Source organism: Rickettsia slovaca 13-B (genome assembly GCF_000237845.1).
GTDB classification, from domain to species: Bacteria; Pseudomonadota; Alphaproteobacteria; order Rickettsiales; family Rickettsiaceae; genus Rickettsia; species Rickettsia rickettsii.
In genome coordinates, this window is sequence record NC_016639.1 from 1,063,051 (window position 1) to 1,087,432 (window position 24,382).

The following is a 24,382-nucleotide window of genomic DNA, read 5'->3' on the forward strand; positions in this document are numbered from 1 at the left end:
AATATTGAATAAATAGTCGTTATAGACTTAGCTGTAACTTAAGAGCATATTTTAAAAGCTGTATATCTTCATTAGAGATAACGTTAATTTTAGATTTTAATCTTAATTTGCTTACTGTCATTATTCGATCAGTCATGGCTTTACCTTTTTTGCTACCTATCATTACGTAGGCTTCACAAGGATAGCATTTATCGATGTTACTAGTTAAAGGTATTACTTGCACACGATTTAATGAAGCATTTGAGTAATTATTGCCAGTCTTACCTTAGCGACTTCCCACCTAACAAAGGATTAAAGTCGACCACCATACCTCAGCTCTTTTCATAAAAATCGCATTCTATTAACCCTTCTACCCACTCATTGGCCTTCTCCTCAGCTTTTGTATCTTGAGCCATGGCTTTGTAAGCGGCTCCAAGCTTCTCATTAATTACATAAGGTTTTACAAGTTGCTCAATAAATTTGCTAATTTTACGTTCACCTATTACAGAATAAAGCCTATAATAAACCGCTTCATCTATAGTAATTGTCAATTTCTTCTGCATAAAATACTCGTATACACGTGTGTTACACGTATGATATCATATATATAAATTAATCAACATAAGGATTATTTACTTTAGTAAACAAAGATAATAGCTATGAAAACTGACCACACAGGCAATAAGCATGATATTTTAAGACACCAGTTTTTGTTGGTAATTCTCTTTTAATTTTTGAAAATCCTCATCGGCATGGTATGAAGAACGGGTTAACGGGCTTGCCGAAACCATCAAGAATCCTTTTGTTTTTGCTACTCGCTCTAGATATTTAAACTCTTCCGGCGTAACATATTTTGCGACCTCAGCATGATTTTTGGTAGGCTGCAGATACTGCCCGATAGTTAGGAAATCAACCTTTGCTTCTCTTAAATCATCTATAACCTGTACTACTTCATTTATTTCTTCCCCAAGTCCTACCATCATACCGGATTTTGTAAAAATTTCAGGAGATAATTTTTTAATATTATGAAGTAAACTTAAAGAATTATAATATCTAGCCCCCGGTCTAATCGTTTTGTATAAAGACGGTACTGTTTCGACATTATGGTTAAAAACGTCAGGTTTTGCGTTTGCTATTATTTCAGCTGCTCCTTCTTTTCTTAAAAAATCGGGTGTTAGAATCTCAATAGTAGTATTTGGCGATGATTTTCGGATTTCGCTAATACACTCCGCAAAATGTGACGCTCCGCCATCCTCAAGATCATCACGATCGACGGAAGTAATTACTACATGCTTAAGATTTAGCTTTTGTACCGCCTCCGCTAACCTTTGCGGTTCATACGGATCAAGTAAATCCGGTCTACCCGTTTTAACGTTACAAAACCTACAAGCTCTAGTACAAACCGAACCTAAAATCATCACAGTTGTATGTTTTTTTGACCAGCACTCACCAATATTAGGACAAGCAGCTTCCTCGCACACAGTATTTAATCTCAGATTCTTTATTAAATCTTTTGTATTATAGTACTCTGTAGAATTAGGAGCTTTTACTTTTATCCAATCAGGTCGTTTATTTAAATTAGCCATAAAACGGAAATAATTCAATTAATTTTGTCACTTCATTTAATACTTTCTGCTCAAGAGCGCTATTATCTTCATTATTTTTTAAGCCGTCTAAAATATCTGCTACCATATGACCGACTAATACAAAATCCTTTTCTTTAAAGCCTCTAGTAGTACATGCGGGAGTACCAAGGCGAATACCTGAAGTGATAAAAGGCGAAGTTTCATCAAACGGGATAGCATTCTTATTACACGTAATCCCTGCTCTATCCAAAGAATTTGCGGCAAGCTTACCCGTGATTCCGTCTTTACGCAAATCCACTAAAACAATATGATTATCGGTACCACCTGTTAATATATCATATCCTCTTTCTTGCAAGCTACTTGCTAAAGCTTTAGCGTTACTTATTACCTGCTGAATATAACTTTTATATTCAGGCTGCAAATTTTCTAAAAAAGCTACGGCTTTTGCAGCTATTATATGCATTAACGGACCACCTTGTAGTCCTGGAAATAATGCAGAATTTATTTTGTGACCTATCGCTTCATCGTTAGATAAAATTAAACCGCCTCTTGGACCTCTAAGTGTTTTATGAGTAGTAGAGGTAACAGCGTGAGCATAAGGAATAGGGCTTTGATGCTCACCTGTGGCAACAAGTCCTGCAATATGAGCAATATCTGCCATAAAGTAAGCTCCTACTTTATCCACGATTTCTCTAAATTTTGCAAAATCAATATTACGAGGATAAGCAGAAAAACCGGCTATAAGTAATTTTGGTTTATGCAAATCCGCTAAGCGTTCAATCTCATCATAATCGATTAAATAAGTCTCTTTATTTACGCTATAAGAAACGGCGTTAAACCATTTACCAGACATATTAGGAGCTGCACCGTGCGTTAGATGCCCGCCGCTATCTAAGGACATACCAAGAACCGTATCACCCGGCTGTAATAAAGCAAGATATACAGCCTGATTTGCTTGTGATCCTGAATGAGGTTGGACATTTGCATATTTGCAGTTAAAGAGTTTTTTTACTCGTTCTATAGCTAAATTTTCAGCTTTATCTACTTCCTCGCAACCGTTATAGAATCGCTTACTTGGGTATCCTTCGGCATATTTGTTAGTCAGAAGCGCCCCTTGAGCTTCAAGCACAGCAGGACTTACGAAATTTTCTGATGCAATAAGCTCGATTACGCTACTTTGACGTAGCTTTTCATGCTTTATTATTTCATTAATCTCTTTATCCGTTTCGTGTAAATTATTATTAAAAATATTCATTCATCCTCATATTTTTTTGGTTTTGTTGTGTGGATATCTAATCATCATTGCGAGGAAAAATTGAAAATTTTGACGAAGCAATCTCATACCAAAATCCTGAGATTGCCACGCAGCCTACGGCTGCTCGCAATGACGGTTATTTATAAAATTAATCGCAATCTCAAGCCCCCGTCCATCTATTGAATGAGCAAGAGACGTTAATTTATGTCCGCTATGCTCTATATACAGCTTAGATAAATAGTTTGAAGCATTATACATCTCGCTAACACCGACCACCTCATCTAATTCCCCATGAATCAAGCATATAGGAGTAAGCTTATTATTCACTTCCATAGGTGGAATTAATGCACCCGAAAAACCTATAGTACAGCAAAACGGCTCTTTTTGAACTAGTGTTAAATATAATCCTATCATCGTACCTTGAGAAAAGCCAATAATGATAGTATCTTTGTTGGTTAGATTTAACTCGCCCTGCTTTTGCTTTATTATATCTTCAACCTTAGAAATATTATTTGCAATTAGCTTTGCCATAATATGCGGGCTGCGGTCTTGCAAACTAAACCATTGTCTACCATAAGGCATCATATCATAAGGCTCGATACCATGCGGGGAAATAAAATGACAATTGGGTAAATAATTTTTGATATAAGGCACAAGTCCTATTAAATCATGTCCGTCCGAGCCGACACCGTGCAGTAATACTACTAGCTTCTTCGGCGGCTGCTCTTTACTTTCTACTTCGGGGTATTCTAAATATTTGCTCATGTTTTTATATGTTTATGTACTTAAAATATTAAGGTTGAGTAGTAGTGAAGGTCAATTTCAAAAAGAGCAAGGAGTCTGCAAGGCGAGGAGCGGAGCGTATACTGAATACGTGAACACCGCAGAACTTACTAGACGAATACGCCAATTTTTGAAATTCACCGAGTATACGCTTTCAACATCTTCTCAAGTTCTCCACTTTGATATAACTCTCTAGCAATATCACACCCGCCGACTAATTCTCCGTTAATGTATAATTGTGGGAATGTCGGCCAGTCGCTAAATTTTTTTAAATCTTCACGTAATTCAGCATCAAAAAGTACATTAATATCACGAAATTCTACACCTAATTTATTCAAAATAGCTACTACGGTTCCTGAAAATCCGCATGCAGGCGACTTTTTAATACCTTTCATGAACAATACTACTTTATTATTTTTTATCTCATTTTCTATAAATTTAAAATTTTTATTTTCTAGCATTTTAAGACTCAATAATTTATCTTCTAAAATACACTTTCTATAGCAATATATGCAAGCACAAATAGTTAATAAAATTTTTGAGATTTTTAGCAAGAATAATCCAAATCCGAAAACCGAATTAATATATAAGAATGATTTTACCTTATTAGTAGCGGTAATATTATCTGCTCAAGCCACCGATATATCAGTAAATTTAGCAACTAAATCTTTATTTGCAACTTATGATACACCAGAAAAAATTTTAGAACTCGGCGAAGAAGGACTTAAAAAATATATAAAATCTATAGGACTATTTAACAGCAAAGCAAAAAATATTATCGCATTATGTAAAATATTGATAAGCAATTATCAAGCTTCAGTACCAAATGATTTTAAGGCATTAATTAAACTACCGGGCGTTGGCAGAAAAACTGCTAACGTTGTACTAAATTGCTTATTCGGCATGCCTACAATGGCAGTTGATACGCATGTCTTTAGAGTAGCCAACAGAATCGGGCTTGCTAAAGGCGGTACTCCTGAAATAGTAGAAACAGAGCTACTGCAGATTATCGATACAAAATGGCTAACGCATGCCCATCACTGGCTAATTCTGCACGGCAGATATATATGCAAAGCTAGAAAACCCGATTGCGACATCTGCCCTATTAAAGAATATTGCGATTATTATTTTAACCTTAAATAAGAGTTATAGTAAATCTTATAAATTACCAATTATTTCTGAATAATATTCATGTTCTATAGAATTAGGTTTAGGATCAAGTGTTGCTAATGTTTCTAAATGACAAGTAACGAACGGTGCACCTTTTACCTTGCCCCCTGCATAGATACGGATGTTTGCAAAACCAAGCGAATTCTCCTTCCATTTGTGCACTAGTTAATTCATGTAATATATTACCGTTTTTATCATAAAGACTAAATAAAGTTTTGTCATTATCCTCAATAAGTTTTATAGGGGTTTGTTTATTATCTAAATTTTCTTGCTGATGTCCTATATATATTTTATCTAAAACTTCTTTTTTCTCATATTCTTTAAGAATTATTTGTGTCATTTCTTTTACCGATACAGTAATCATATATTCTTTTTTATTAGAATAAATATCTTTGGCACAGGCGGCAATAAAACTATGAAGTTTAACTGCAAGATTTTTATGTTTTATAATAAAAGGTTTTTCTTGATATATTGGAAGTCTTGCTATACCAGAATGCGAAATAAAGCTTGCATTTTGAGAAGTCAGCATGGTTATAAACATCTCTATAGATGAAGTATCACGCGAGTCATATTTTATTGGAAACAAAGGCTACATAATACATCGGTTAAGCCTTGATCATGATAATCTAAGCTAGCGGAAAAGGCATACTTCCACTTAAAAATTTTTATCACCAGATCATTACCTTGATAAGAACTTTGAAAGCTACTCTGCTTACCCAAAAAATCTTGCCAAGCAGACATATTCGCTCCGTTGACTTTTACCATATAAAAATGTAAATCATCTTCCTGTTTATAATGATGAATTTCTGAATTTACTTTTTGTATTTGTGTCTCTTGTAACTTTTTAAAAATACCCTGTAAATCAGAATATTGTTTATCTATTTTACTGAAATTATACTTAGAACCAAGCCGTAAAGCTCGCCCATATTGCATTTCGATTCCATCCGGGGTTTTATCTTCTTTACATACAGCTTTTATAAATTGACTTAACTGTTCTTCATCTTTAGTAAAATTATTTTTTTTAAATCTCTCTAAGAATTTTTTTAATAAAGCCTCTTTTCTGCGATCTGTCATATTAACATCAATATGATTAGTAATATTTATGCCTGTTTTTAATCTTAAATTCAAAATATCTTCCATATATCTATAGAAGGTATAAATTTCTATAGTTTGGGGCTTAAAAGATGAATTATCATTTAATTGCAAAATAAAATCATTTACTTCTTTCCAATGTTCATAAGTTGATATATCAAGAGCGATAATTTTATCCTTTACTATATAAGGATTTTGAAGAAAATTAAAAATCTCTTGTAAGCTTATTCCCTCTAAATTTGTACAATCTAAGACACCGTCTTTCATAAAAGATAGTGCTTCTTTCAATTGATCATTGATTTTTCTTTCATTTTATAAATCTTTTAAATATTAATTCTTAAAGAAATACTAAAAATTAATATTTTATCAACAAAATATCTTATGTGATTATAAAGATACGGCTAAGTGATGTGTACAAATACTTTAAATTTTAATATATTTTCAAGTTGACAATTTTTTGCTTACTTCATAATATCTAGGCTCAATTTGATAAAGGTAAAATTTATGCGTTCAGCACTTATAACTTCTATATTAGTAGCTGTAGCTTTCTTAACAAGTGCTTGTAATACAATGCAAGGTGCAGGTCAAGATATGCAGGCAGCCGGTAAAAAACTTAAAGATTCGGCAGAAAGCAATAAGCCTCAAAAAGGTTGCGGCTGTCCTCACAGCTCAGCTAACTAAATATAATGTTTTTTATAATGGGTCGTCTGCCGATTCTTCATTTACTCGGAGTATATATCGCAGACGACTTTTTATTTTTCTGCCTTATCGATTTCTGCTTTTAGCTTTTCTATTTCTTCTTTTGAAAGTTTAGTATATTTAATTATTGTTTCTAGAGGCTCTTTATCAATTAGCATTTCTTTTGCTATTTCAATATTTCTTCTAGCTTCGCCTTCAGCTCTTCCTTCCTCTTTCATCTTTTTAAAAGCACTAGTTTCAATTCTAAGCCACTCTAAACGATTTTCATATTCCTCTCTTTCTGCATCATTTAAATTTATTACCTCAAGCACGGTTAATGCTTTTTTCAATACATCATTATCCAATTCTTTCGGTAAATTATCTTTATTTAATAAATCATTACGTGTTAAAAATGCTAGCCATATATCTAAAGCATTTTTAACTTTCTTGACGACATCCGATAACTCCTCCTTAGGATGCTTAGCAAATTTATTAATCTCTATCGTATGTAACTCTATATCTTTAAAATATACTAAACCACTTTTTATTTCCTTTAACTGAAAAGAATTATGATATTCATCTGTATCTGTAATACTGGTAAAGTTAAGTATGTGTATCCCTATTGTTTTATTTAATGCCACATAATCTGATCCCTCTTTCAGTTGCTCCGTATACATTTTCGCCCAGTAATACAAAGCTCTTTTATCGTAATCCACTTCATCGGTTACTTGGATTTCGATTTATACCTTTTACTGCTTTTACTTTTGGCTTTTATATCAAGTATAGATAGTTTATCGGCTTTAAAATTCTTTGGATTATACGGATTAAGTAATGTTACTTCTACAATCTGATCTTTCTCTCTTACTATCGAATTAATAAGCGATATCAATAAATCTTTATTCTCTTCTACTCCGAAGATTTTTTTAAATGCTAAATCTACTCTCGGATTAACTTTTGACATATTATTATGTTACTGAATGTGATTTTCTCTTTATTTTAGCATATTCTGAGGTAAATATTCTACTATAAATTTATATTAAATCTTTTGCTTATTCACCAATCTATATATCTCTTTTTTACTATAAACATCTTTGAATTTGTCATAAACAAGTTCGGTAGTAGTTTTGCTACTTAAGTTTTTACTTAAGCAAAGTTCTATAAATTTTTCTAAATTTTTGTGTTGGTTTTGTTCCTGTATATTTCCTGAAATCAACAATACTATCTCACCTTTTAAAATATTATTTTGATAGAACTCTATTATTTCATCTATATCCCCTGTTTTTATTTCTTGATACAGTTTAGTTAACTCACGAGCTACACATATTTCTCGGTTTCCTAGTATTTCCTTAGCTACCGATAAAGTATTTATCAAACGAGGAGCCGTTTCAAAAAAAATCAAAGTAGCCTTAAGATTTACTAGTTCAGAAAAAATCTTTTTCTTACTTTCTATAGTTTTAGGTAAAAACCCGTGAAATAAAAATCGATCAGTAGGAAGAGCCGATAAAGTTAGAGCAGTAACCGGTGCAGATACTCCCGGTACTACGTCTATATGACAATTAAGATTGCGTATACCTCTAACTAACTTATAGCCGGGATCGGAAATTAAAGGAGTCCCTGCATCAGAAATTAAGCTTATTATATTGCCCGATTTTATTAAACTTATGATATTTTCTCTATCTTTCTCGTCACTATGATCATTATAAATTTGTAATTTTGTATGAATATCATGTTTTGCTAGCAATTTTTGTGATATTCTAGTATCCTCGCATAAGATAATATCCGAATTTTTTAAAGTCGATATAGCACGAAGCGTTATATCTTCAAAATTACCGATCGGTGTTGAAACAATATATAATCCCGGTTTGGAAAGATATCTAATCATAGTTTTTTAATTTTAAGTAACATTATGGCTAGTATAAAACATAAACTACGAATCGTTCTATCATTTTTTTGCTTGATATATTTAACGTCCTGTCAAACTCCTAAAGAAGAACCTATAAGTTTTCCTAAAAAAGAACAAACAGAAATTGAGATTGCAATTTTAATGCCAAATCAGGGTCCTGATAGTATTGTCGGGAAACAATATAAAGATTTAATTAAAATGGGACTTAACGACGGAATCAAATCTTACATACATGTTACTTCTTACGATGGTTCAGACGAAAAAAACGTTTTAGCCGCTATGGATAAAATAGTAGCACGTAAAACTAAGATTATTTTAGGTCCTCTATATTCTAACTTTACCTCTCTAATAGCCGAAAAAGCAAAGGCAAATGATATTATTATAATAACTATGTCAAATAATCCGGCTCTTGCAGAAGATAAATTATTTGTATTCGGTCATGCACCTTTAAAACAACTGATACGTATCATTAATTATTACGCAAGTAACAACCATAAAGATTTTATGGCATTATTACCTAAAGGGAAGCATTCGCAAACTATTAGTCAAGTAATGCAAAATATATTGATTCAGAACAATGCATCATTATCACGCACTGAATTTTATGAGGATAATCCTGAATCTATAGCAAAAGCCGCAAGAAATATTTCAGACAATACCGATATTATAAATGAACGTAGCGACACGACAAAACCGGTTATTTATCTATCAGACGATCCAAAAAATTTAAACCTACTTGCTGATAGTATTCGTAAATATAATTTAGATAAAAAGGCTATTTTAATCGGTGATCATCGTATTGATATCGATTACCCTGAAAATATCGATATTAGCTTTACCGGCTCTTTAAATTTACTCAATAGCAACGTTCCGGATAGGACAAAAGACTTAGGTATTAACCATATAGGCTTCATGCATCTTCTTTCTTATGATTTAGGACGTATGACTGCAAACTATATAGGCAATGAATTTGCATCTGAAAGGTTTTTAAATAGAATGAACAGTAGACAACCTTATATAGGTTTATCCGGTAATATTTATTTCATCGATGGAGTAGCTCAGAGACGATATGATATTATTAGGAAAGAGAATGGGATATATTCTACTGTTTCAGGAAATTAGGGCGTTGTTGTATCTTGGTCACTCAGTGACCTGACCATGTGTTGTACGAATGTTCAGGATGTCATTCCCGCGGAAGCGGGAATCCAGTACTTTAAAGATTTTTTGAAAAGCTCTATTTATCTCGCTTTACTCTGGATTCCCGCTTCCGCGGGAATGACATTGAGTAGGTTTTTCAAGCCATGCAACAAGGCTGGTCAAGCCACAGGATGACAAAGGGACACTAACTAAAGATTAATTATTTATTTTTATCATTATCACTACCATCGTCTTTCATGCCGTCTTTAAAAGCTTTAAGACCTTTAGCAAGATCGGACATGACTTGTGGTAATTTGCCGGCACCGAATAATACAAAAATAATTAATAAAACTATTAATAAATGGCTAAAGCTCATTCCCATGATATTTTTTTTGCTGTATAAGTTAAAATTTAATTATATAAGATATTATAGCTCTAATCTAGGATAAAATAATTAAAGAAATGTTTACTAAAAAACAATTTTCAGAATTTTTTGCTACTTTTTTTTATATCGGGAAAATAAAATACTGCCCAGGCACTTTTGGATCGATTGCTGCTTTCCCTCTAACTTATTTCTTAATATATTTTATTGTTAATAACAAAATAATCATTCCTTTCTTAAGTCTTACTCTCGGTGAAGCTCAACTTGTCAGTATATTTATTATAAGCTTTAGCCTATGTTTGATACTCTTAATACTCGGCACTTATTTTACTAAAATATATTTAAATTATACAAATTCAGAAGACCCTAAAGAAGTGGTCATTGATGAAGTAGTAGGGCAAATACTAACTATTGTTTTAGTATTTTTTTCCGCTTTATTTGCTAATGAATCGTATTTAATTAAATATTTTAGTCCGCTAACAATAAATATTATATTACTTTTCGTATTACCTTTTTGTCTATTCCGATTTTTTGATATAGTAAAGCCCTGGCCTATTAATTGGTTGGACAAAAATATTAAGGGCAGTATCGGCGTTATGCTTGATGATTTGCTAGCCGCAATATTTGCTGCGGTAACTCAATACGCAATTATATTTGTGTTAATAGATATGCGACAATAGATTTGCTATAAAAAAAGATCATTGACTAATTTCTAATATAATAATATGATACGATAAATATTTATAAATTTTTAAAGAGATAGTTTTCATGTTCGCAGTTATAAAAGCAGGTGGAAAACAATATAAAGTAGACAGAAATAGTATTATTAAAGTCGAAAAAATTGATGGAGAACTTGGCTCTAAAATTCAGTTTGATCAAATTTTAATGATTGGCGAATACTCAAAGCCTTCTTTTATTGGGACTCCAATAGTTAAAGGGGCTGTCGTTACGGCTGAAATTACTAACCAACTTAAAGATAATAAAATTATAGTCTTTAAGAAAAAGCGTAGAAAAAATTATCGTCGTAAAGCCGGTCATCGTCAAGAATTGACGGAATTAAAAATATTAGATATTACCAAACAATAATAATAACTTAAAAGGAATTATAAAATGGCAACCAAAAAAGCCGGTGGTAGTTCTAGAAACGGAAGAGACTCGGCCGGTCGAAGGCTGGGAGTTAAAAAAGCCGATGGACAATATGTAATACCCGGTAATATTATAGTTAGACAACGCGGCACAAAAATTCATCCTGGAACGAATGTAGGGCTTGGCAAAGATCATACAATATTTGCTTTGATAGAAGGTAGAGTAGAATTTTTAACTAAGCGAAATCATAAAATCGTGAATGTTAAAGAAATTGCAAGTACTTAAGTATTGCGGTTTGATCTACTAGTGTTACGTGGAACGAAAAATGCTTTTTATGGCATTGTTACGTTGATTGGTAAAATCCACTTGGTCACCCCGTGGCTTGACTAAAGGGTCCATAAAAATAATTTAAAATACTAATATTATTAGTATTTTAAGCTGGATCCCGCGATCAAGTCGCGAGATGAAAATTGAAAACCGTTCCACACAATCATGTCTGTAAGTGCGCTAGATGACGACAGGCGGAAATTAATTATATAACATAATATTCTATTAGGCTTTCTTTACTTATGGCCTTAATAATTCAAAAGTTCGGTGGCACTTCCGTTGCAAATATTGATAGAATAAAAAAAATCGTTCCTATCATCAAAACCGAAATAGCTAAAAATAACCAAGTAATTGTAGTAGTTTCGGCTATGGCAGGTGTTACTAATCAACTTGTCACATTGTGTAATGAAGTATCAAGCCTTAATAACATTTCTCAATTTGCAGAATATGATGTAGCACTTTCTAGCGGTGAAATAGTCACTGCTTCATTACTAGCGCTCGCTCTTCAAGAAGAAGATATAAAGGCGCGATCATTTCTAGCTTGGCAATTACCGATGCTCACCGATAATAATCATAGTAAAGCTTTAGTAGAATCAATTACTACAGATTTACTAGAAAAATATTTACAGTTAAATACCATCCCTATAATAGCCGGTTTTCAAGGAATTAACAAATCCAATAGGTTAACTACTTTGGGCAGAGGAGGATCTGATACTACTGCCGCCTTAATCGCTGCAGCTATGAAAGCCGATAGATGTGATATTTATACCGATGTAGAGGGAATATTTACTGCTGATCCAAGAATTATTCCAAATGCCAAGAAGATAAAAGAAATAGATTTTTTAGAAATGTTAGAACTAGCATCAAGTGGAGCAAAAGTACTACACCCTAGAGCCGGAGAGTTAGTAATGCGGTATAAAATAGATATGCGTGTTCTGTCAACATTTTCACCGGATACAGAAGGTACGTTAATCACTTCAAAGGATAAAAATATGGAGAATGGGATTATTAACAGCATTACTTCTAATAAAAATTTATTAAAAATATCTGTAAAGAGCATGTCTTTAAGTTTTTTGCAAGTTGCAAATATGATTACACAAAATAATAATCATATTGAGTTTATGCAAGAGATAAAAAATAATGAAGAATATAGTTTTATTACAAATTTAACCGATAAAAATAATTTACAAGCTTTACTGACTAATTTAAAAGATGATAAGCAGATACAAGATTTTACTTTTGATACCGAAATTGCTACAATCTCTCTTATTGGTTATGGGATTAAAAATGATTGTAAATTACTTGAAACGATATTATCAAAGTTAACGAACGATAATATAAATGTTCACATGATACAATTATCAGAAGTTAAAATTACCTTATTCATAAATGATCAAGATGCAGAAAAAACAATTTTTAATTTATATAATCTTTTTAAAATATCTTAGATTCTGCATCTGAAATTTAATTTATAGAAAAAGAAGTGGAACAGACATGGCTCATACTACAGAAAAATTTTATAATTTGTGACAAAAAAAGTTAAAATAGATTAATTTAAATTTCATATATAAGACCTAAATACTTAATTCAATAGCTTAAATTTATTATTTTCATTATAATTATCTTCTATTTACTATTTATTAGTTATATATTAATAAATAAGTCTCAGAGCCTATCTATGAAGTTATTTTAACTCTCAATTTTTAGGAGTAAATTTTACAGGAAAAAATAATGAGCGAAGATATAAGGTCAAAAGAACGATTTAATCGGATTAACGATATATCAGAAACAAATAAAGATGATTCAGAAGAAATTAGAAATAATTTTAAAAAATTTGTACTGAATATATTAGAAACAGACAATATAACCCCGTATAAGTTAAGTGAAAAAACAGGTACTCATGAAACAGCGTGGAAAAATTTTCTAGATGGTCGTACAAAAATGCCTGATATGGGAGCAATTGTTGCTCTTGCAGATTATAAAAATGTTCCACTAGATGCAGTAATAGGCAGAGATATAAATAAAGCAAAAAAGATAACGGTAGAAATAAAACAAACTCCGGAAATATCGGCATCTATAGCTAAACTACCAAAAGATATACTGCAAGAAGCCATGTTGATAGGAGAAAAAACTAGAGGGTTTATTCATAAACCAACAAATAAAAAGACAAAATCTTTTGCTGAACAAGTTAAAAGCTCTAATAAACCGAAAGGAAGGTCTATCTAAATAAAAATATGTTTTTCAATATTGAGCCTAATATAAAACTTAAAACCTTACTTGATATTCTAAAATGGAAAATAACTTCAAAACGACCAAAATGACCGACAACACTGCCGTTTACTTCCACTGATATTCCACCACAAAAAATAACTAGCAGTAAAAATACACAGCTAAATCTCGATCGCTTCAGACAAGATGAATTTAAGGACGAGTCTGCACAGTGTACATTAGTACGTGACTACAGACGAGTTCCACGAAATTCATTAGTATCAAGCGATCGAGATGACGCTGTACGAGTAGCCTACATAGGACATGTAACCTTTTGAATTCAAATAGACGGTTTAAATATCTTAACCGATCCGGTATGGTCGGAGCGGGTTAGTCCTTTTACTTTTACAGGACCAACGAGAGTGGTAAAACCCGGTATTAATTTTACCGATTTACCTAAAATAGATGTTATATTAATAAGCCATAATCACTATGACCATTTAGACATCAGAACAATTAAAGATTTATGGGTACAAGATAACCCTAAGATTATTACACCGCTAATGAATGACGTAATAAGACGTAATAAAAAACATATTACCGATGCAGAAATTGTTACCTTAGGGTGGGGAGAGTCATATAAAGAACAAGAAATACAGCTAAATTCAAAAAGTTTCTAAGAAGATGAAATTAAAGGCGATGTAGAATTTTATTTAGAACCGACACAGCATTGGTCGGCTAGAGGAATATTTGATAAAAATAAAGCATTATGGGGAACTTTGATCATTAAAACTAAGATAGGAGATATTTGTTTTATAGGTGATTCGGGTTATAACGATAATCTTTTTAAAGAGATCGGAAAAAAACATAATATTGATGAAAATAAGTTGATTACCCCTGAAATAGGTGAATTTTTCCTATTTGATAAAAATGATTTATAGTTTATGCACTTAAATTAGATGTGTTTTGTCTACCCATACTATATGTTTTACTGGATCCCGTGAATAAATCACGGAATGACAGAGAGGAATAATAAGCCACACCAACCACCCCTGAACGACACAAAATTCAGTTTATAATGGAGATAAAAGCATATTTATTACTGAATAAAAATTGCCAATTTCTGATTTATCACAAGAAGAGAAAATAGAGCTACTAAATGGTTGTGCTTGGGGCGTTGCATTAGTCCATAATATTCTACCACTTTTTGCTTCTACTATTCCTATAGACATAAATATATTATCTGCATTACTTACTGAACAACCCAAAGCACTCATTAAAAAGTCACGTGTACGAGCTCCATTAGTCTTTATCATTTGCACATAATTAAGTAATACAAATATATCAGCTCCTGTTTTTTCTCCTAACATTATAACAGGTTCACCTATATTTTGAGTCATTGAGAAAGCTTTTCCTTCAGGCCATAATAAAGGCGTATATAAAGCAGTATAAGTATTATTATAGGAGCTACGGAAACGAGATACTAAATCATCAAGCTTTTGTGTTCTAATATCTTTGTTGTACAATAGCTTAACTCTTAAACCATTCTTCTGCATTGCTAAAGAAATTTCTTGCTTCAACAATTCTTCCAAATGATCTTCATAGTTATATTTACGTTCTTTGCAATTACCAATATCTAACGTATATACTTCCGTTTGCATCGGTAAAACTAATATTTCCTTGTATACATAAGATAATAAAAATTATAGATTTATGAAAAATTTTATGCATAACATTTAAAGTTATCGTCAAGATTTATTTTTTACCTATTACGGTTAAATAATATGGTCATAGAATAAGCAAGTACGGCAAACATGCAAAGATATAAAATCGGGAATAGGTTAAAATCAAATGATTTTATTACCTTTGCACAAATATAATTAGCAGTACCGGACATTAACATTGAGCCGATATTATGTCCTAAACTTATAACACGATAGCGTTCTTTAACTACAAAAGACTTAATAACTATACTATGAGCAAGAGAATTAAAAGGTGCAACTGATGCAGCTAACATTAAACTAGCTGCAAGCCCTAAATTAGTCATTTGATATTTTACTGCTATCACAAAAAATACACTTGCTGTAATAGTACATATAAATGCGATTTTTAATACTGAATTAACTCCTAAGCGATCGGCAATAAAACCGGCAATCGGCATGCAAACAGCAAAACATATTACTATTAAGACCGAAAAAGCACTCATAATAATACCGACTGAAGGTAATACGATCGGTAAATATTGCTTCATAAAGATGATCGCAATTTGATATGTTGCTCCAAAACCTCCGGCTAAAAATATTAACCGTGCAATATTTTTCCATTGCTTTTTAATTATAGAGCTAAGTTTTTCAATAGAATCTTGGCTATAGTGTGCTTTTTTAAACTCCGGTGTTTCATCAAATTTCCGGCGATAATAAAGAGTTATTAATGCAAGTGGTAAACTTAGTAAAAACGGAATACGCCAACCCCACTCCGGAAAAATATGAGAATTAAAGAAATTAGTTGCACCGATTCCGCATAATAAACCCATTACTCCTGTACATCTAGTTATTGCCGAGGCAGTAAATCGGTATTTTGCTCCTAAATGTTCAATAACATAAATCGCTGCACCGTCATATTCCCCTCCAATAAAAATACCTTGCATGAAGCGACATAAAACTAAAATTATTGTACTCCAAACTCCTATCGAGGAATAATCGGGCAATAAACCTATTATTAAGGTAGGGATTACAATACCGATAATCGTAAAACTTAAGGCTTTTTTTCGACCGTATATATCCCCTATACGTCCAAAAATATAAGCACCCATAGGCTTTGATAAATATGCTGCTGCATAAACGGCAAAAACATTTACAAGCTTTGTTAATAGATCAGTACTGGCTGAAAAGAATTTATCAGCGATAATTGCCGCTGAAAAACCATATAAACTATAGTCGTAATATTCAATAATAGTGCCTAAAAAAGCACCGAGAACTTTATTGCGTGATTTTGTTTGTTTCATTTTAAAGGTATACTGTGAGTAAACGAAAAGTAGGTAGACGACGAAGTTTAATTTGGAAAAGAGCAAGGCGTCTTGAAGCTGATAACCGCAGTGTACATACTAGTACGTGAGGATTATCAGCAAAAGACAACGTAGCCAATTTTTCAAATTAAACGAGTATACATGACCGCTTTGGCCGTTACTTAAAATCCTTCAAAGACCTTTATGTAAAGGTGGACTTCATATATCTAAACTGAATTAGTATTAGACAGGGACGATGTCCTAAAAGTTAGTGGTAGTCCTAGGTTAATATTAAGCTCACGAACCAAGCAGCTAATAGCTAATATATCACTTTCCCATTTTACGTGCAAGGTTTTCTAGGTAACCTGCTATAGTAGTTAAGGTTTCTGCGAATTTTTCTTCGTCGGGATGATTTTTTTGAAGACCATTTTTATTAAGTTTTTCTGTTAGACTAGCTATTTCAGCTTGTGCATTAAGTGATGCCATAACTAATAATAGCTCAAAAGAGGCTGTGGGACTACCAAGTTTAATTTCAGCTATTTTATCATTCAATTTATTCGCTAAAGATAGTAATTCTTCCTCATCTCCATTATTACAATATAATTGAAAACTCTTGTTATTTAATGTTACCGTAACAATTGACATAATTATTTTTGCTGTTTTTTTATTTCTTCAAGTTCATTAATATAAATGTTAATTTGATCTAGCATTATTATATAATTATCTTTTAATGCTTTATTTTCGTTTTGTAATTTTTGAACTTCATTTTGATTATTTACAAGCATACTCAACAAATCATCGAGTTTATGTTCTACTTCTTCCATTAATTTCTTTAGACTGCTTACATAACTTGCTTCTAAAGGTAATTTGTAAGTCGATCCTGTACTCGCATCCTCACGTACGTCTATGTACGCTGCGGTGCCGCGTTCCGTGTCTCCTTCAAATGCCTCTTTATTAGCTTCATTCTGTAAGCAGTCTAATATTTCATTATCCATTTTCGTTTAAGCGTTAATTATGAATGGATGACTTACAATAATAATTGATAACATTATAATAGATATAAGTACTAATTGTTTTTTACGTTTATAATTTATCACCGTAGCTCTTTTATTATTTAATAATTTTTCGGTTTCGTTCTGTTTAGTAGCTTCTATCTGCTCTGCATTTCTATCTTTTACATTAAGATAATCCAAGTATAATTTTAAGTAACCTCTTACGTATACTTCTCCCGGTAAAACATCAAAATCCCCCTCTTCTAAAGCTACTAAATATTTTTTTCTAATTTTTAAATCACTAGATACCTGATTTAAAGTTTTACCTGAATCTAACCTAATTTGCTTAAGCATTGACGACATAATTTACTCAAGTTTTTGTAAGAATATTTCAAATTTCTTGTTTGCTAAAATAATTATATTTAAGTCTATAGTTTCTTGAGCTTTAATTTCTTTAATAAAATCAAGCAAATTTCTAACTAAGTTATTATTATCAATCCATAAATCTAAATCAATAGTTGTTTTAGATTTATTAATTATTTTTATTAATAATCTACGTTGTTTGTCATATAAATCATCTTTTAGCGATTGAATACCTAAGCGACGCCAAAATGAATCGTTCAATTGCCTATCACAAGCTTTACGTAACCAATCAAGACTAAACATATCACTTATAACAAAATAAGCTTTTGCTATCTCTTTATTATTCCCTGAAGTCTGTTTTGTTACATATATAATGTCAAATACTGAAATTAAATTGTCAAATGTAGCGATAGTAGCAGCCAATGATTCCTCTACCCCGCTAGTGGTATAATAATTTAATTTTTCTTCAAATCTTATTTTAGTTTCTCCGACTAATAAAGTATCTACCGTTTTTCTTAAGTTTTGTGCAGGAACTCTAAACTCTTCTATAGTTTCACTAATATTAATAGGATGTTTTAAATTTTTAATAAACCACGAAATACCTCGACGCATTAATTTCGTTATTTCGGTAAACATGTCGATTTTTACATTGTAATCAATATTAGTAGGTAGCTTACTTATCGTTTCCCATATATCATCAAGATCAAAAATTTCACAAATAATGGTATATGACCTTATTATATCACAAAGAGGAGCCCCAATCTCACGCTTTACAATACTAATAAGCGGTCCTCCAAGCTGATTCATTATTTTATTTATAGTAACGGTTTTAATAATCTCATGTTTAAGTGGATGAGATAAAATTTCATTACGAAACTTTTTTTGCATCATTTCAGGAAAATAATCTATAAGATATGCATCAAAATATTTATCATGGGAAAAAGTAGAATTAATTAACTCATGATAAGCAGATCTCTTACTATATGATAGCAATATGCAAAGCTCAGGACGAGTTAATACTTCACCGCTCATAGCTCTGCTATTCAATTCTTCTGCACTAGGCAAGAATTCATTTTCCCGCTCTAATACTTTTTCTTCTTCTAAAATATCTATAAATTGACTAAGTATATTAACAGTTAAAGTAGGAGATAGTTGCATAATTGTTATTGCTTCGGTTTGCTTATAATTATCAAGTAATACTAACTCTTCAACTTGCTTTGTCATATCGTTTAGAAGTTTATTACGTTCTTCTAAAGTAATTTTTCCTGAGGTTATCGCACTACTTAAAGCAATCTTGATATTTACCTCATGATCGGAGCAATCAACACCTGCTGAATTATCAATAAAGTCAGCATTTATGCGCCCGCCTTTTTTAGCATATTCAACTCTACCTCTCTGTGATACCCCAACATTACCGCCTTCTGCTATAACTTTTGCTCTAATTTCTTCACCGTTACATCTAAGGTTATCATTTGCTTTATCACCGATTTCTAAATTATTTTCCGTTTTAGCTTTGATATAAGTGCCTATTCCGCCATTCCACAATAAATCAACACCTGCTTTTAAAATAGCTTTAATTAATTCTTCCGGTGATAATTCATTATCATTTATATCAAGTAATTTTTTAATTTCCGGCGATAATTTTATTAATTTACTACTGCGTTCAAATACTTTGCCTCCTTTAGAAATAAGCTTAGAATCATAATCAGACCAATTAGACCCCTTTAAATTAAATAAACGCAAACGCTCATTAAAACTTGATAAAGGATCAGGAGTAGGATCAATAAATATATGTTTATGATTAAAGGCAGCAACTAACTTAATAGTCTCTGATCTGAGCATACCGTTACCGAACACATCTCCCGACATATCTCCTATACCTACGACGGTAATAGGGTCTTTTTGGACATCTAACCCTAAAGTTTTAAAGTGATTAGTTACGGAAATCCAAGCTCCTTTGGAAGTAATAGCCATTTTTTTATGATCGTAACCTGCAGAACCACCGGAAGCAAAAGCATCATCAAGCCAGTAATTATATTCTCTTGCCACACTATTAGCATAATCCGAAAATGAGGCTGTACCTTTATCGGCAGCAACCACTAAATAAGGATCTTCTTTATCATAAATAATAACGTCTTTTGGATGTACTACTTTACCGTCAATGATATTATCAGTTATGTCTAATAAACCTCTAAGGAAATTCTTATAGCATTCTACCACTTTTTCCATATATTCATCACGAGTAAGCCCTTCCTCAGTAAAATGAACATAAAATCCGCCTTTAGAACCGACAGGGACAATAACAGAATTCTTAGTCATTTGTGCTTTCATAAGCCCAAGGACCTCAAGCCTATAATCTTCTGCTCTATCCGACCATCTAAGCCCTCCGCGTGATACGGGACCGCCTCTTAAATGAACAGCTTCAAAATTTCTAGAATAAACAAATGCTTCGGCAAACGGAACAGGTTTAGGTAAATCCGGTACTTTTGAAGAATCAAACTTAAATGAAAAAATATGTTTATGTGGTTGATAGTAATTTGTTCTAGTAATAGCATTAACTATACCAAGCATATTACGTAGTACTTTATCTTCACTACTCATCTCAACGGTTACTAAGTAATTATTTAGTTTATCTTTAATTACGTCACAATTATTATCCGAATGTTTAGGATTAAATTTTATATCAAATAGATTTACCAACATTTTTGTATATTCGGGATGTTTAAGTAACGTTAACTGTACATAACCTTTACCGTAACTAAATCCCGTTTGATGTAAATATCTTGTTAAAGCTTTGACGAGTTTAACTTGCTTCCAATTAAAACCGGCAAGCACTATTAATTTACTTAAAGAATCATTAGCAAGCATCCCAAGTGCCATTTTGTCTAAAGCTTCTTCAACATTTATTTTTAATTCGGTAATATTATCCTTTACAGGTACAATAGAAGTTAAGATAAAATTATATATCCAGCTTTCTTTGATTTCGAGAGCCTCCTTAATTGCAAAAGTTTGTTCATCAATTGCTTTAAAACCTAAATTTTCTATTGGCGGCAATATGTTAGAAAGTGCAAGTTTTACTTTTGGACTATATATTTTTAAGTAAAATTCCGTTTCATTTACAGAAACTAGATTAAACATACATTTTTGTGACTTACTTGCTTCCGTTAGATATTCAATATCTACTAAAGCTATTTCCGGAGAAAATTTTTGCCGATAATCTGCCGAAAAAACATTATCAAAAAGCTTTAAATTAATACCTGTTTGATATTCGCCGAATTTTTTAGAAAACTTAAAATAAAAATCTTCACTCCAACATGTAGAGATACGATCTAAATCTTGCTGTATTATTTCTGCTTCAAAACTTATTTTATGTTCCCCTTGTGCTTCAAGCGTTACAAAAAGATAAGAAAAATTACCAGCTACTTCGGTGATATAGTTGGATAAAATTTTACTACCGAATTTTTCTGCTAAATAACAATCTATCATATTATGGATTTCAGCCGTTAAACGTTCTCGTGGCAGAAAAATTATGATATTAAGAAAAGAACTAGACCAATCATATTGAATAAATAATTTAAGCTTCTTACTCATCATACTTGAGAGCATATGTAAACACATACAATATAAATCGCCTTGATCAATTTGTATTAAAGCTTCTCTCGGTAACGACTCCATTAAAATTCTTAACTTATCAGCATTATAACCAGATAATGCAAAACCGGCTTTCTCAATTACAAAATTAAATTTTTGTCGTAGGATTGGAATATTACTTATTGAATGGTAATACATATTTGAATTATATATACCGAAAATTATACTTCCCGAAATATATTCACCCGAAGAGTCAAAATTTTTCACTAAGATATAGTCGATTAAATTATCTGAATGGATAAGCGACGCACTATTTATTTTACCGAGTATTATTAATTGATTTTGATATAAAGGATTAGCAGAACATTTTATAATATCATCAATCTCGTCTTTTACTTCTTGCCATATTTTTTCTGCTCCTATTTCATTGCTTAATTTTAAAGATTTTACTTCAAAATCAAGAGTCCCTAATAAAACCAAATTATCGTTTTGTAACCAATTTAAGAATTCTTTAGCCTCTTTAAAATTTAATTTATAATTATCAATTATATTTTTAGATAAATCTTGTAATTTTGTGCGTAATTGCGGTAAATGGCTATAGCTTTGCTCTAACTTTTCTAATCTTTCATTTATAGCCTCGGTTAAAAATGTAGTAGTTTTATCGTCAAAATTTCCTAAAATGGTTAAATGTAGTATTGATTCTGATTTTTCATCCGACACAGAATTTTCTAATATTTTTTCTAATTCGCCTTTACTATTTCGGACACAGTTTATTACCGGATGGAGTAAAAACTTAGTGTGCAAATTCATGTTTTTAAGCAGACATATGATAAAATCAACAATATGCGGCTTATTATCAAGTAATATCAAGACATTTATTGCCGGATCATTTTCGATAACTGCCTTTGTTATTGCTATTTTTCTTGCTCTTGCTATCCTTTGCTTAAAAAACTTAAAGGCTTCATCTGCAAAATTTTGGAATAATTTTGCTCTATTCTCAAAATCATAATCTATCGGAATATAATTTAAAAACTTTTGAACAAAATCTATATATATGGAACTTGACTCACGTTCCTTGCTAAGTTCTAGAATTTTAGTTTTATAATTCGGGATTTGACAATTTAAACGGCTAAAGTTTAAAGAGGTTGTTTTTGGGGTCATGATTTTCTTAATTAATAATAATATGATTATTTCTGTTGTTATTATATTATATAAAATAACTTAAGCAAGAGGCATAGAAAATAAGTGGAAACGATATTTGCACAAAGCTCTGCATTCGGTAAAGCAGGCGTAGCAGTTTTTAGGATTTCTGGTCCTAAAAGTTTAGAAGTTTTACAGCTACTTACCGGTAGAAAGGACTTTAAATCGAGATTAATGTATTATCAACAAATTACAGTCCCTGAAACTAAGGAGCTAATCGATAATGTTATGGTTGTTTATTTTAAGTCACCTGGTAGCTTTACCGGGGAAGACGTAGTCGAAATTCACACGCATGGCAGTAAAGCTATATCTATAATGCTGACAAATGCATTATTAAATATAGCTGGTATTCGTTTGGCAGAAGCAGGAGAGTTTACCAAAAGAGCTTTTTTAAATAACAAATTTGATTTAACAGCAGCAGAGGGGATAGCCGATTTAATTAATGCCGAAACTATAATGCAGCATAAGCAAGCAATTAGACAAGCAAGCGGCAAACTTGAAGCATTATATAATAATTGGCGTAGTCAGCTTTTAAAAATTATCTCTCTGCTTGAAGCTTATATAGATTTCCCGGATGAAGATATACCTGATACCGTCCTTAATGAAGTTACTAATACTCATACAATTCTTGTAAATACAATATCGGAATATCTTAATGATAACAGAAAAGGAGAATTACTACGAAGTGGTCTTAAGCTTGCAATTATCGGTCCGCCAAACGTTGGTAAGTCTAGCTTACTAAACTTCTTAATGCAGAGAGATATAGCGATTGTCTCAAATATTGCAGGAACTACTAGAGATATAATTGAGGGACATTTAGACATTGGCGGCTATCCTATTATTTTACAGGATACAGCAGGTATAAGAGAAGAAAGTAGTGACATTATCGAGCAGGAAGGTATAAAACGAGCTATAAATTCAGCTAAAACAGCAGATATTAAAATTATAATGTTTGATGCCGAAAAATTAGACTCCTCTATAAATGAAGATATTATTAATTTAATTGATGAAAATACTATCACAATAATTAATAAAATCGATTTAATCGAAGCTAGTAAAATCTTTTCTATTGAAAATAAATATAAATGCTTAAGAGTTTCAGTAAAAAATAATATTGCTCTTTCAAGTATATTAAAAAATATTGAAAATATTGCCGAAAATATGGCAGGATTTACCGAAACTCCTTATATAACAAATCAGCGTCATCGTAACTATTTACAACAAGCTCTCTCACATTTAACGGCTTTTAGCTTAGATAATGATTTAGTTCTAGCAACTGAAGATATTAGAATGACGGCACGCTGCATCGGTGCAATTACAGGTGTTATCAACGTAGAAGAAATACTAGGCGAGATCTTTAAAAATTTCTGCATAGGTAAGTAATATTGTATAGCTCGTTCTATGTCATCCCCGCAAGGTATTATTGCATGGACACCAAATCATCATTGCGAGCGACTGTAAGGAGCGTGGCAACCTCATGAAACAGTAGATTTCTTGCATAACCTCCTTCTAAAGATAATTTGTACTTCAATCCGGTACTCACATCCGTTTCCTGTAAATTCCTCTTTATAAGATAGGTTATGCAAGAAGTCTAGTACAAAATGATTGCCAAGTCGAGGCTTTGTCTCTCCTCGCAATGACGAAAA

28 protein-coding genes, 1 other RNA gene and 3 pseudogenes are annotated in these 24,382 nt (G+C 31.8%); 13 read left to right on the forward strand and 19 right to left on the reverse strand.

What is annotated here, in order from left to right:
- Positions 1–19: 19 nt before the first annotated feature.
- From RSL_RS05870 to glyA, 4 genes and pseudogenes are all read right to left on the reverse strand, one after another.
- Positions 20–241, reverse strand: a pseudogene (locus RSL_RS05870) (type II toxin-antitoxin system PemK/MazF family toxin); the annotation flags it as partial.
- 70 nt (positions 242–311) lie between these two features.
- Entirely contained in the window at positions 312–542 is a 231-nt protein-coding gene (locus RSL_RS05875) for a DUF8778 family protein (protein ID WP_014419938.1), read from the reverse strand.
- A gap of 132 nt (positions 543–674) precedes the next feature.
- The gene (gene lipA, locus RSL_RS05880) at positions 675–1,565 is read right to left on the reverse strand and encodes a lipoyl synthase (protein WP_004997515.1); all 891 of its coding nucleotides are present in this window, start codon (positions 1,563–1,565) and stop codon (positions 675–677) included.
- Positions 1,558–2,820: a serine hydroxymethyltransferase gene (gene glyA, locus RSL_RS05885; RefSeq protein WP_010977717.1), complete on the reverse strand. Its 1,263-nt coding sequence runs from the start codon at positions 2,818–2,820 to the stop codon at positions 1,558–1,560. The genes lipA and glyA overlap by 8 nt, the downstream gene beginning before the upstream one ends.
- A gap of 27 nt (positions 2,821–2,847) precedes the next feature.
- On the opposite strand from glyA, the pseudogene RSL_RS10940 reads away from it, so the two are divergent.
- Positions 2,848–2,967 (forward strand): annotated as a pseudogene (locus RSL_RS10940) (zinc ABC transporter substrate-binding protein); the annotation flags it as partial.
- Here RSL_RS10940 and RSL_RS05890 read toward each other — a convergent pair.
- On the reverse strand, positions 2,935–3,585 hold the full coding sequence (locus RSL_RS05890; RefSeq protein WP_014273767.1) for an alpha/beta hydrolase family protein: 651 nt from the start codon (positions 3,583–3,585) through the stop codon (positions 2,935–2,937). The pseudogene RSL_RS10940 and the gene RSL_RS05890 sit on opposite strands and share 33 nt — an antisense overlap.
- Positions 3,586–3,740: 155 nt before the next feature.
- A complete protein-coding gene (gene grxD / locus RSL_RS05895) occupies positions 3,741–4,064 on the reverse strand; it encodes a Grx4 family monothiol glutaredoxin (RefSeq protein WP_012151266.1) in 324 nt (107 codons plus the stop codon).
- 49 nt (positions 4,065–4,113) lie between these two features.
- Here grxD and nth point away from each other — a divergent pair, with 49 nt between their 5' ends.
- Positions 4,114–4,746, forward strand: coding sequence for an endonuclease III (nth, locus tag RSL_RS05900; protein WP_014273768.1), 633 nt, complete (start codon positions 4,114–4,116; stop codon positions 4,744–4,746).
- Positions 4,747–4,819: 73 nt separating this feature from the next.
- Here nth and RSL_RS05905 read toward each other — a convergent pair whose 3' ends face one another.
- Positions 4,820–5,302: a hypothetical protein gene (locus tag RSL_RS05905; RefSeq protein ID WP_014273769.1), complete on the reverse strand. Its 483-nt coding sequence runs from the start codon at positions 5,300–5,302 to the stop codon at positions 4,820–4,822.
- Positions 5,303–5,346: 44 nt separating this feature from the next.
- A complete protein-coding gene (locus RSL_RS10225) occupies positions 5,347–6,153 on the reverse strand; it encodes a hypothetical protein (RefSeq protein ID WP_014273770.1) in 807 nt (268 codons plus the stop codon).
- A gap of 216 nt (positions 6,154–6,369) precedes the next feature.
- Here RSL_RS10225 and RSL_RS05920 point away from each other — a divergent pair, with 216 nt between their 5' ends.
- Complete coding sequence (locus RSL_RS05920) at positions 6,370–6,546, forward strand: entericidin A/B family lipoprotein (RefSeq protein ID WP_012151273.1); 177 nt, start codon at positions 6,370–6,372, stop codon at positions 6,544–6,546.
- Positions 6,547–6,617: 71 nt separating this feature from the next.
- Here the strand turns inward: RSL_RS05920 and RSL_RS05925 are convergent, their stop codons facing one another.
- The 3 genes from RSL_RS05925 to rsmI form a co-directional block, all read right to left on the reverse strand.
- Positions 6,618–7,259 carry an Rpn family recombination-promoting nuclease/putative transposase gene (locus tag RSL_RS05925; RefSeq protein WP_324602875.1) on the reverse strand — a complete coding sequence of 214 codons (642 nt, stop codon included), beginning with the start codon at positions 7,257–7,259 and terminating at the stop codon, positions 6,618–6,620.
- Positions 7,260–7,267: 8 nt separating this feature from the next.
- Positions 7,268–7,504 (reverse strand): PD-(D/E)XK nuclease family transposase, encoded by a 237-nt coding sequence (locus tag RSL_RS10540; RefSeq protein ID WP_014273772.1) that lies wholly within the window; start codon positions 7,502–7,504, stop codon positions 7,268–7,270.
- A gap of 75 nt (positions 7,505–7,579) precedes the next feature.
- Positions 7,580–8,425: a 16S rRNA (cytidine(1402)-2'-O)-methyltransferase gene (rsmI, locus tag RSL_RS05935; protein WP_014273773.1), complete on the reverse strand. Its 846-nt coding sequence runs from the start codon at positions 8,423–8,425 to the stop codon at positions 7,580–7,582.
- A gap of 24 nt (positions 8,426–8,449) precedes the next feature.
- Here rsmI and RSL_RS05940 point away from each other — a divergent pair, with 24 nt between their 5' ends.
- Positions 8,450–9,568, forward strand: coding sequence for a penicillin-binding protein activator (locus tag RSL_RS05940; protein ID WP_014419940.1), 1,119 nt, complete (start codon positions 8,450–8,452; stop codon positions 9,566–9,568).
- A gap of 235 nt (positions 9,569–9,803) precedes the next feature.
- Here RSL_RS05940 and tatA read toward each other — a convergent pair whose 3' ends face one another.
- Positions 9,804–9,965, reverse strand: a complete 162-nt coding sequence (tatA, locus tag RSL_RS05945; protein WP_004997483.1) for a twin-arginine translocase TatA — start codon at positions 9,963–9,965, stop codon at positions 9,804–9,806.
- Between the two features lie 80 nt (positions 9,966–10,045).
- Between tatA and RSL_RS05950 the strand changes: the two genes are divergently transcribed.
- The 8 genes and pseudogenes from RSL_RS05950 to RSL_RS05980 all read left to right on the forward strand — a co-directional run bounded on the left by RSL_RS05950 (position 10,046) and on the right by RSL_RS05980 (position 14,527).
- Positions 10,046–10,645, forward strand: a complete 600-nt coding sequence (locus RSL_RS05950) for a phosphatidylglycerophosphatase A family protein (protein WP_014273775.1) — start codon at positions 10,046–10,048, stop codon at positions 10,643–10,645.
- Positions 10,646–10,733: 88 nt separating this feature from the next.
- On the forward strand, positions 10,734–11,051 hold the full coding sequence (gene rplU / locus RSL_RS05955; RefSeq protein WP_004997480.1) for a 50S ribosomal protein L21: 318 nt from the start codon (positions 10,734–10,736) through the stop codon (positions 11,049–11,051).
- Between the two features lie 24 nt (positions 11,052–11,075).
- The gene (gene rpmA, locus RSL_RS05960) at positions 11,076–11,336 is read left to right on the forward strand and encodes a 50S ribosomal protein L27 (RefSeq protein WP_004997475.1); all 261 of its coding nucleotides are present in this window, start codon (positions 11,076–11,078) and stop codon (positions 11,334–11,336) included.
- Positions 11,337–11,620: 284 nt separating this feature from the next.
- Complete coding sequence (locus RSL_RS05965) at positions 11,621–12,826, forward strand: aspartate kinase (RefSeq protein WP_014273776.1); 1,206 nt, start codon at positions 11,621–11,623, stop codon at positions 12,824–12,826.
- 283 nt (positions 12,827–13,109) lie between these two features.
- Positions 13,110–13,604, forward strand: coding sequence for a hypothetical protein (locus RSL_RS05970; RefSeq protein WP_014273777.1), 495 nt, complete (start codon positions 13,110–13,112; stop codon positions 13,602–13,604).
- 155 nt (positions 13,605–13,759) lie between these two features.
- Positions 13,760–13,912: pseudogene (locus RSL_RS10230) on the forward strand (palindromic element RPE3 domain-containing protein); the annotation flags it as partial.
- Positions 13,913–13,945: 33 nt separating this feature from the next.
- On the forward strand, positions 13,946–14,266 hold the full coding sequence (locus tag RSL_RS05975; protein WP_081463633.1) for an MBL fold metallo-hydrolase: 321 nt from the start codon (positions 13,946–13,948) through the stop codon (positions 14,264–14,266).
- A gap of 99 nt (positions 14,267–14,365) precedes the next feature.
- Entirely contained in the window at positions 14,366–14,527 is a 162-nt protein-coding gene (locus tag RSL_RS05980; RefSeq protein WP_004997461.1) for a hypothetical protein, read from the forward strand.
- Between the two features lie 132 nt (positions 14,528–14,659).
- Here the strand turns inward: RSL_RS05980 and RSL_RS05985 are convergent, their stop codons facing one another.
- From RSL_RS05985 to RSL_RS06010, 7 genes are all read right to left on the reverse strand, one after another.
- Positions 14,660–15,247, reverse strand: a complete 588-nt coding sequence (locus RSL_RS05985; RefSeq protein WP_014273779.1) for a hypothetical protein — start codon at positions 15,245–15,247, stop codon at positions 14,660–14,662.
- 101 nt (positions 15,248–15,348) lie between these two features.
- Positions 15,349–16,590 (reverse strand): MFS transporter, encoded by a 1,242-nt coding sequence (locus RSL_RS05990; protein WP_004997456.1) that lies wholly within the window; start codon positions 16,588–16,590, stop codon positions 15,349–15,351.
- A 159-nt stretch (positions 16,591–16,749) separates the two neighbouring features.
- Positions 16,750–16,908: non-coding RNA, 6S RNA (gene ssrS, locus RSL_RS08290), on the reverse strand.
- A 9-nt stretch (positions 16,909–16,917) separates the two neighbouring features.
- Positions 16,918–17,235, reverse strand: coding sequence for a cell division protein ZapA (locus tag RSL_RS05995; RefSeq protein ID WP_004997454.1), 318 nt, complete (start codon positions 17,233–17,235; stop codon positions 16,918–16,920).
- A 2-nt stretch (positions 17,236–17,237) separates the two neighbouring features.
- Positions 17,238–17,585 (reverse strand): palindromic element RPE1 domain-containing protein, encoded by a 348-nt coding sequence (locus tag RSL_RS06000; protein WP_014273781.1) that lies wholly within the window; start codon positions 17,583–17,585, stop codon positions 17,238–17,240.
- Positions 17,586–17,591: 6 nt separating this feature from the next.
- A complete protein-coding gene (locus RSL_RS06005) occupies positions 17,592–17,945 on the reverse strand; it encodes a helix-turn-helix domain-containing protein (protein ID WP_012720012.1) in 354 nt (117 codons plus the stop codon).
- A 3-nt stretch (positions 17,946–17,948) separates the two neighbouring features.
- Entirely contained in the window at positions 17,949–22,697 is a 4,749-nt protein-coding gene (locus tag RSL_RS06010) for an NAD-glutamate dehydrogenase (protein ID WP_014273782.1), read from the reverse strand.
- An 84-nt stretch (positions 22,698–22,781) separates the two neighbouring features.
- On the opposite strand from RSL_RS06010, the gene mnmE reads away from it, so the two are divergent.
- Positions 22,782–24,119 carry a tRNA uridine-5-carboxymethylaminomethyl(34) synthesis GTPase MnmE gene (gene mnmE / locus RSL_RS06015; protein WP_014014769.1) on the forward strand — a complete coding sequence of 446 codons (1,338 nt, stop codon included), beginning with the start codon at positions 22,782–22,784 and terminating at the stop codon, positions 24,117–24,119.
- The last annotated feature ends 263 nt before the right edge of the window (positions 24,120–24,382 follow it).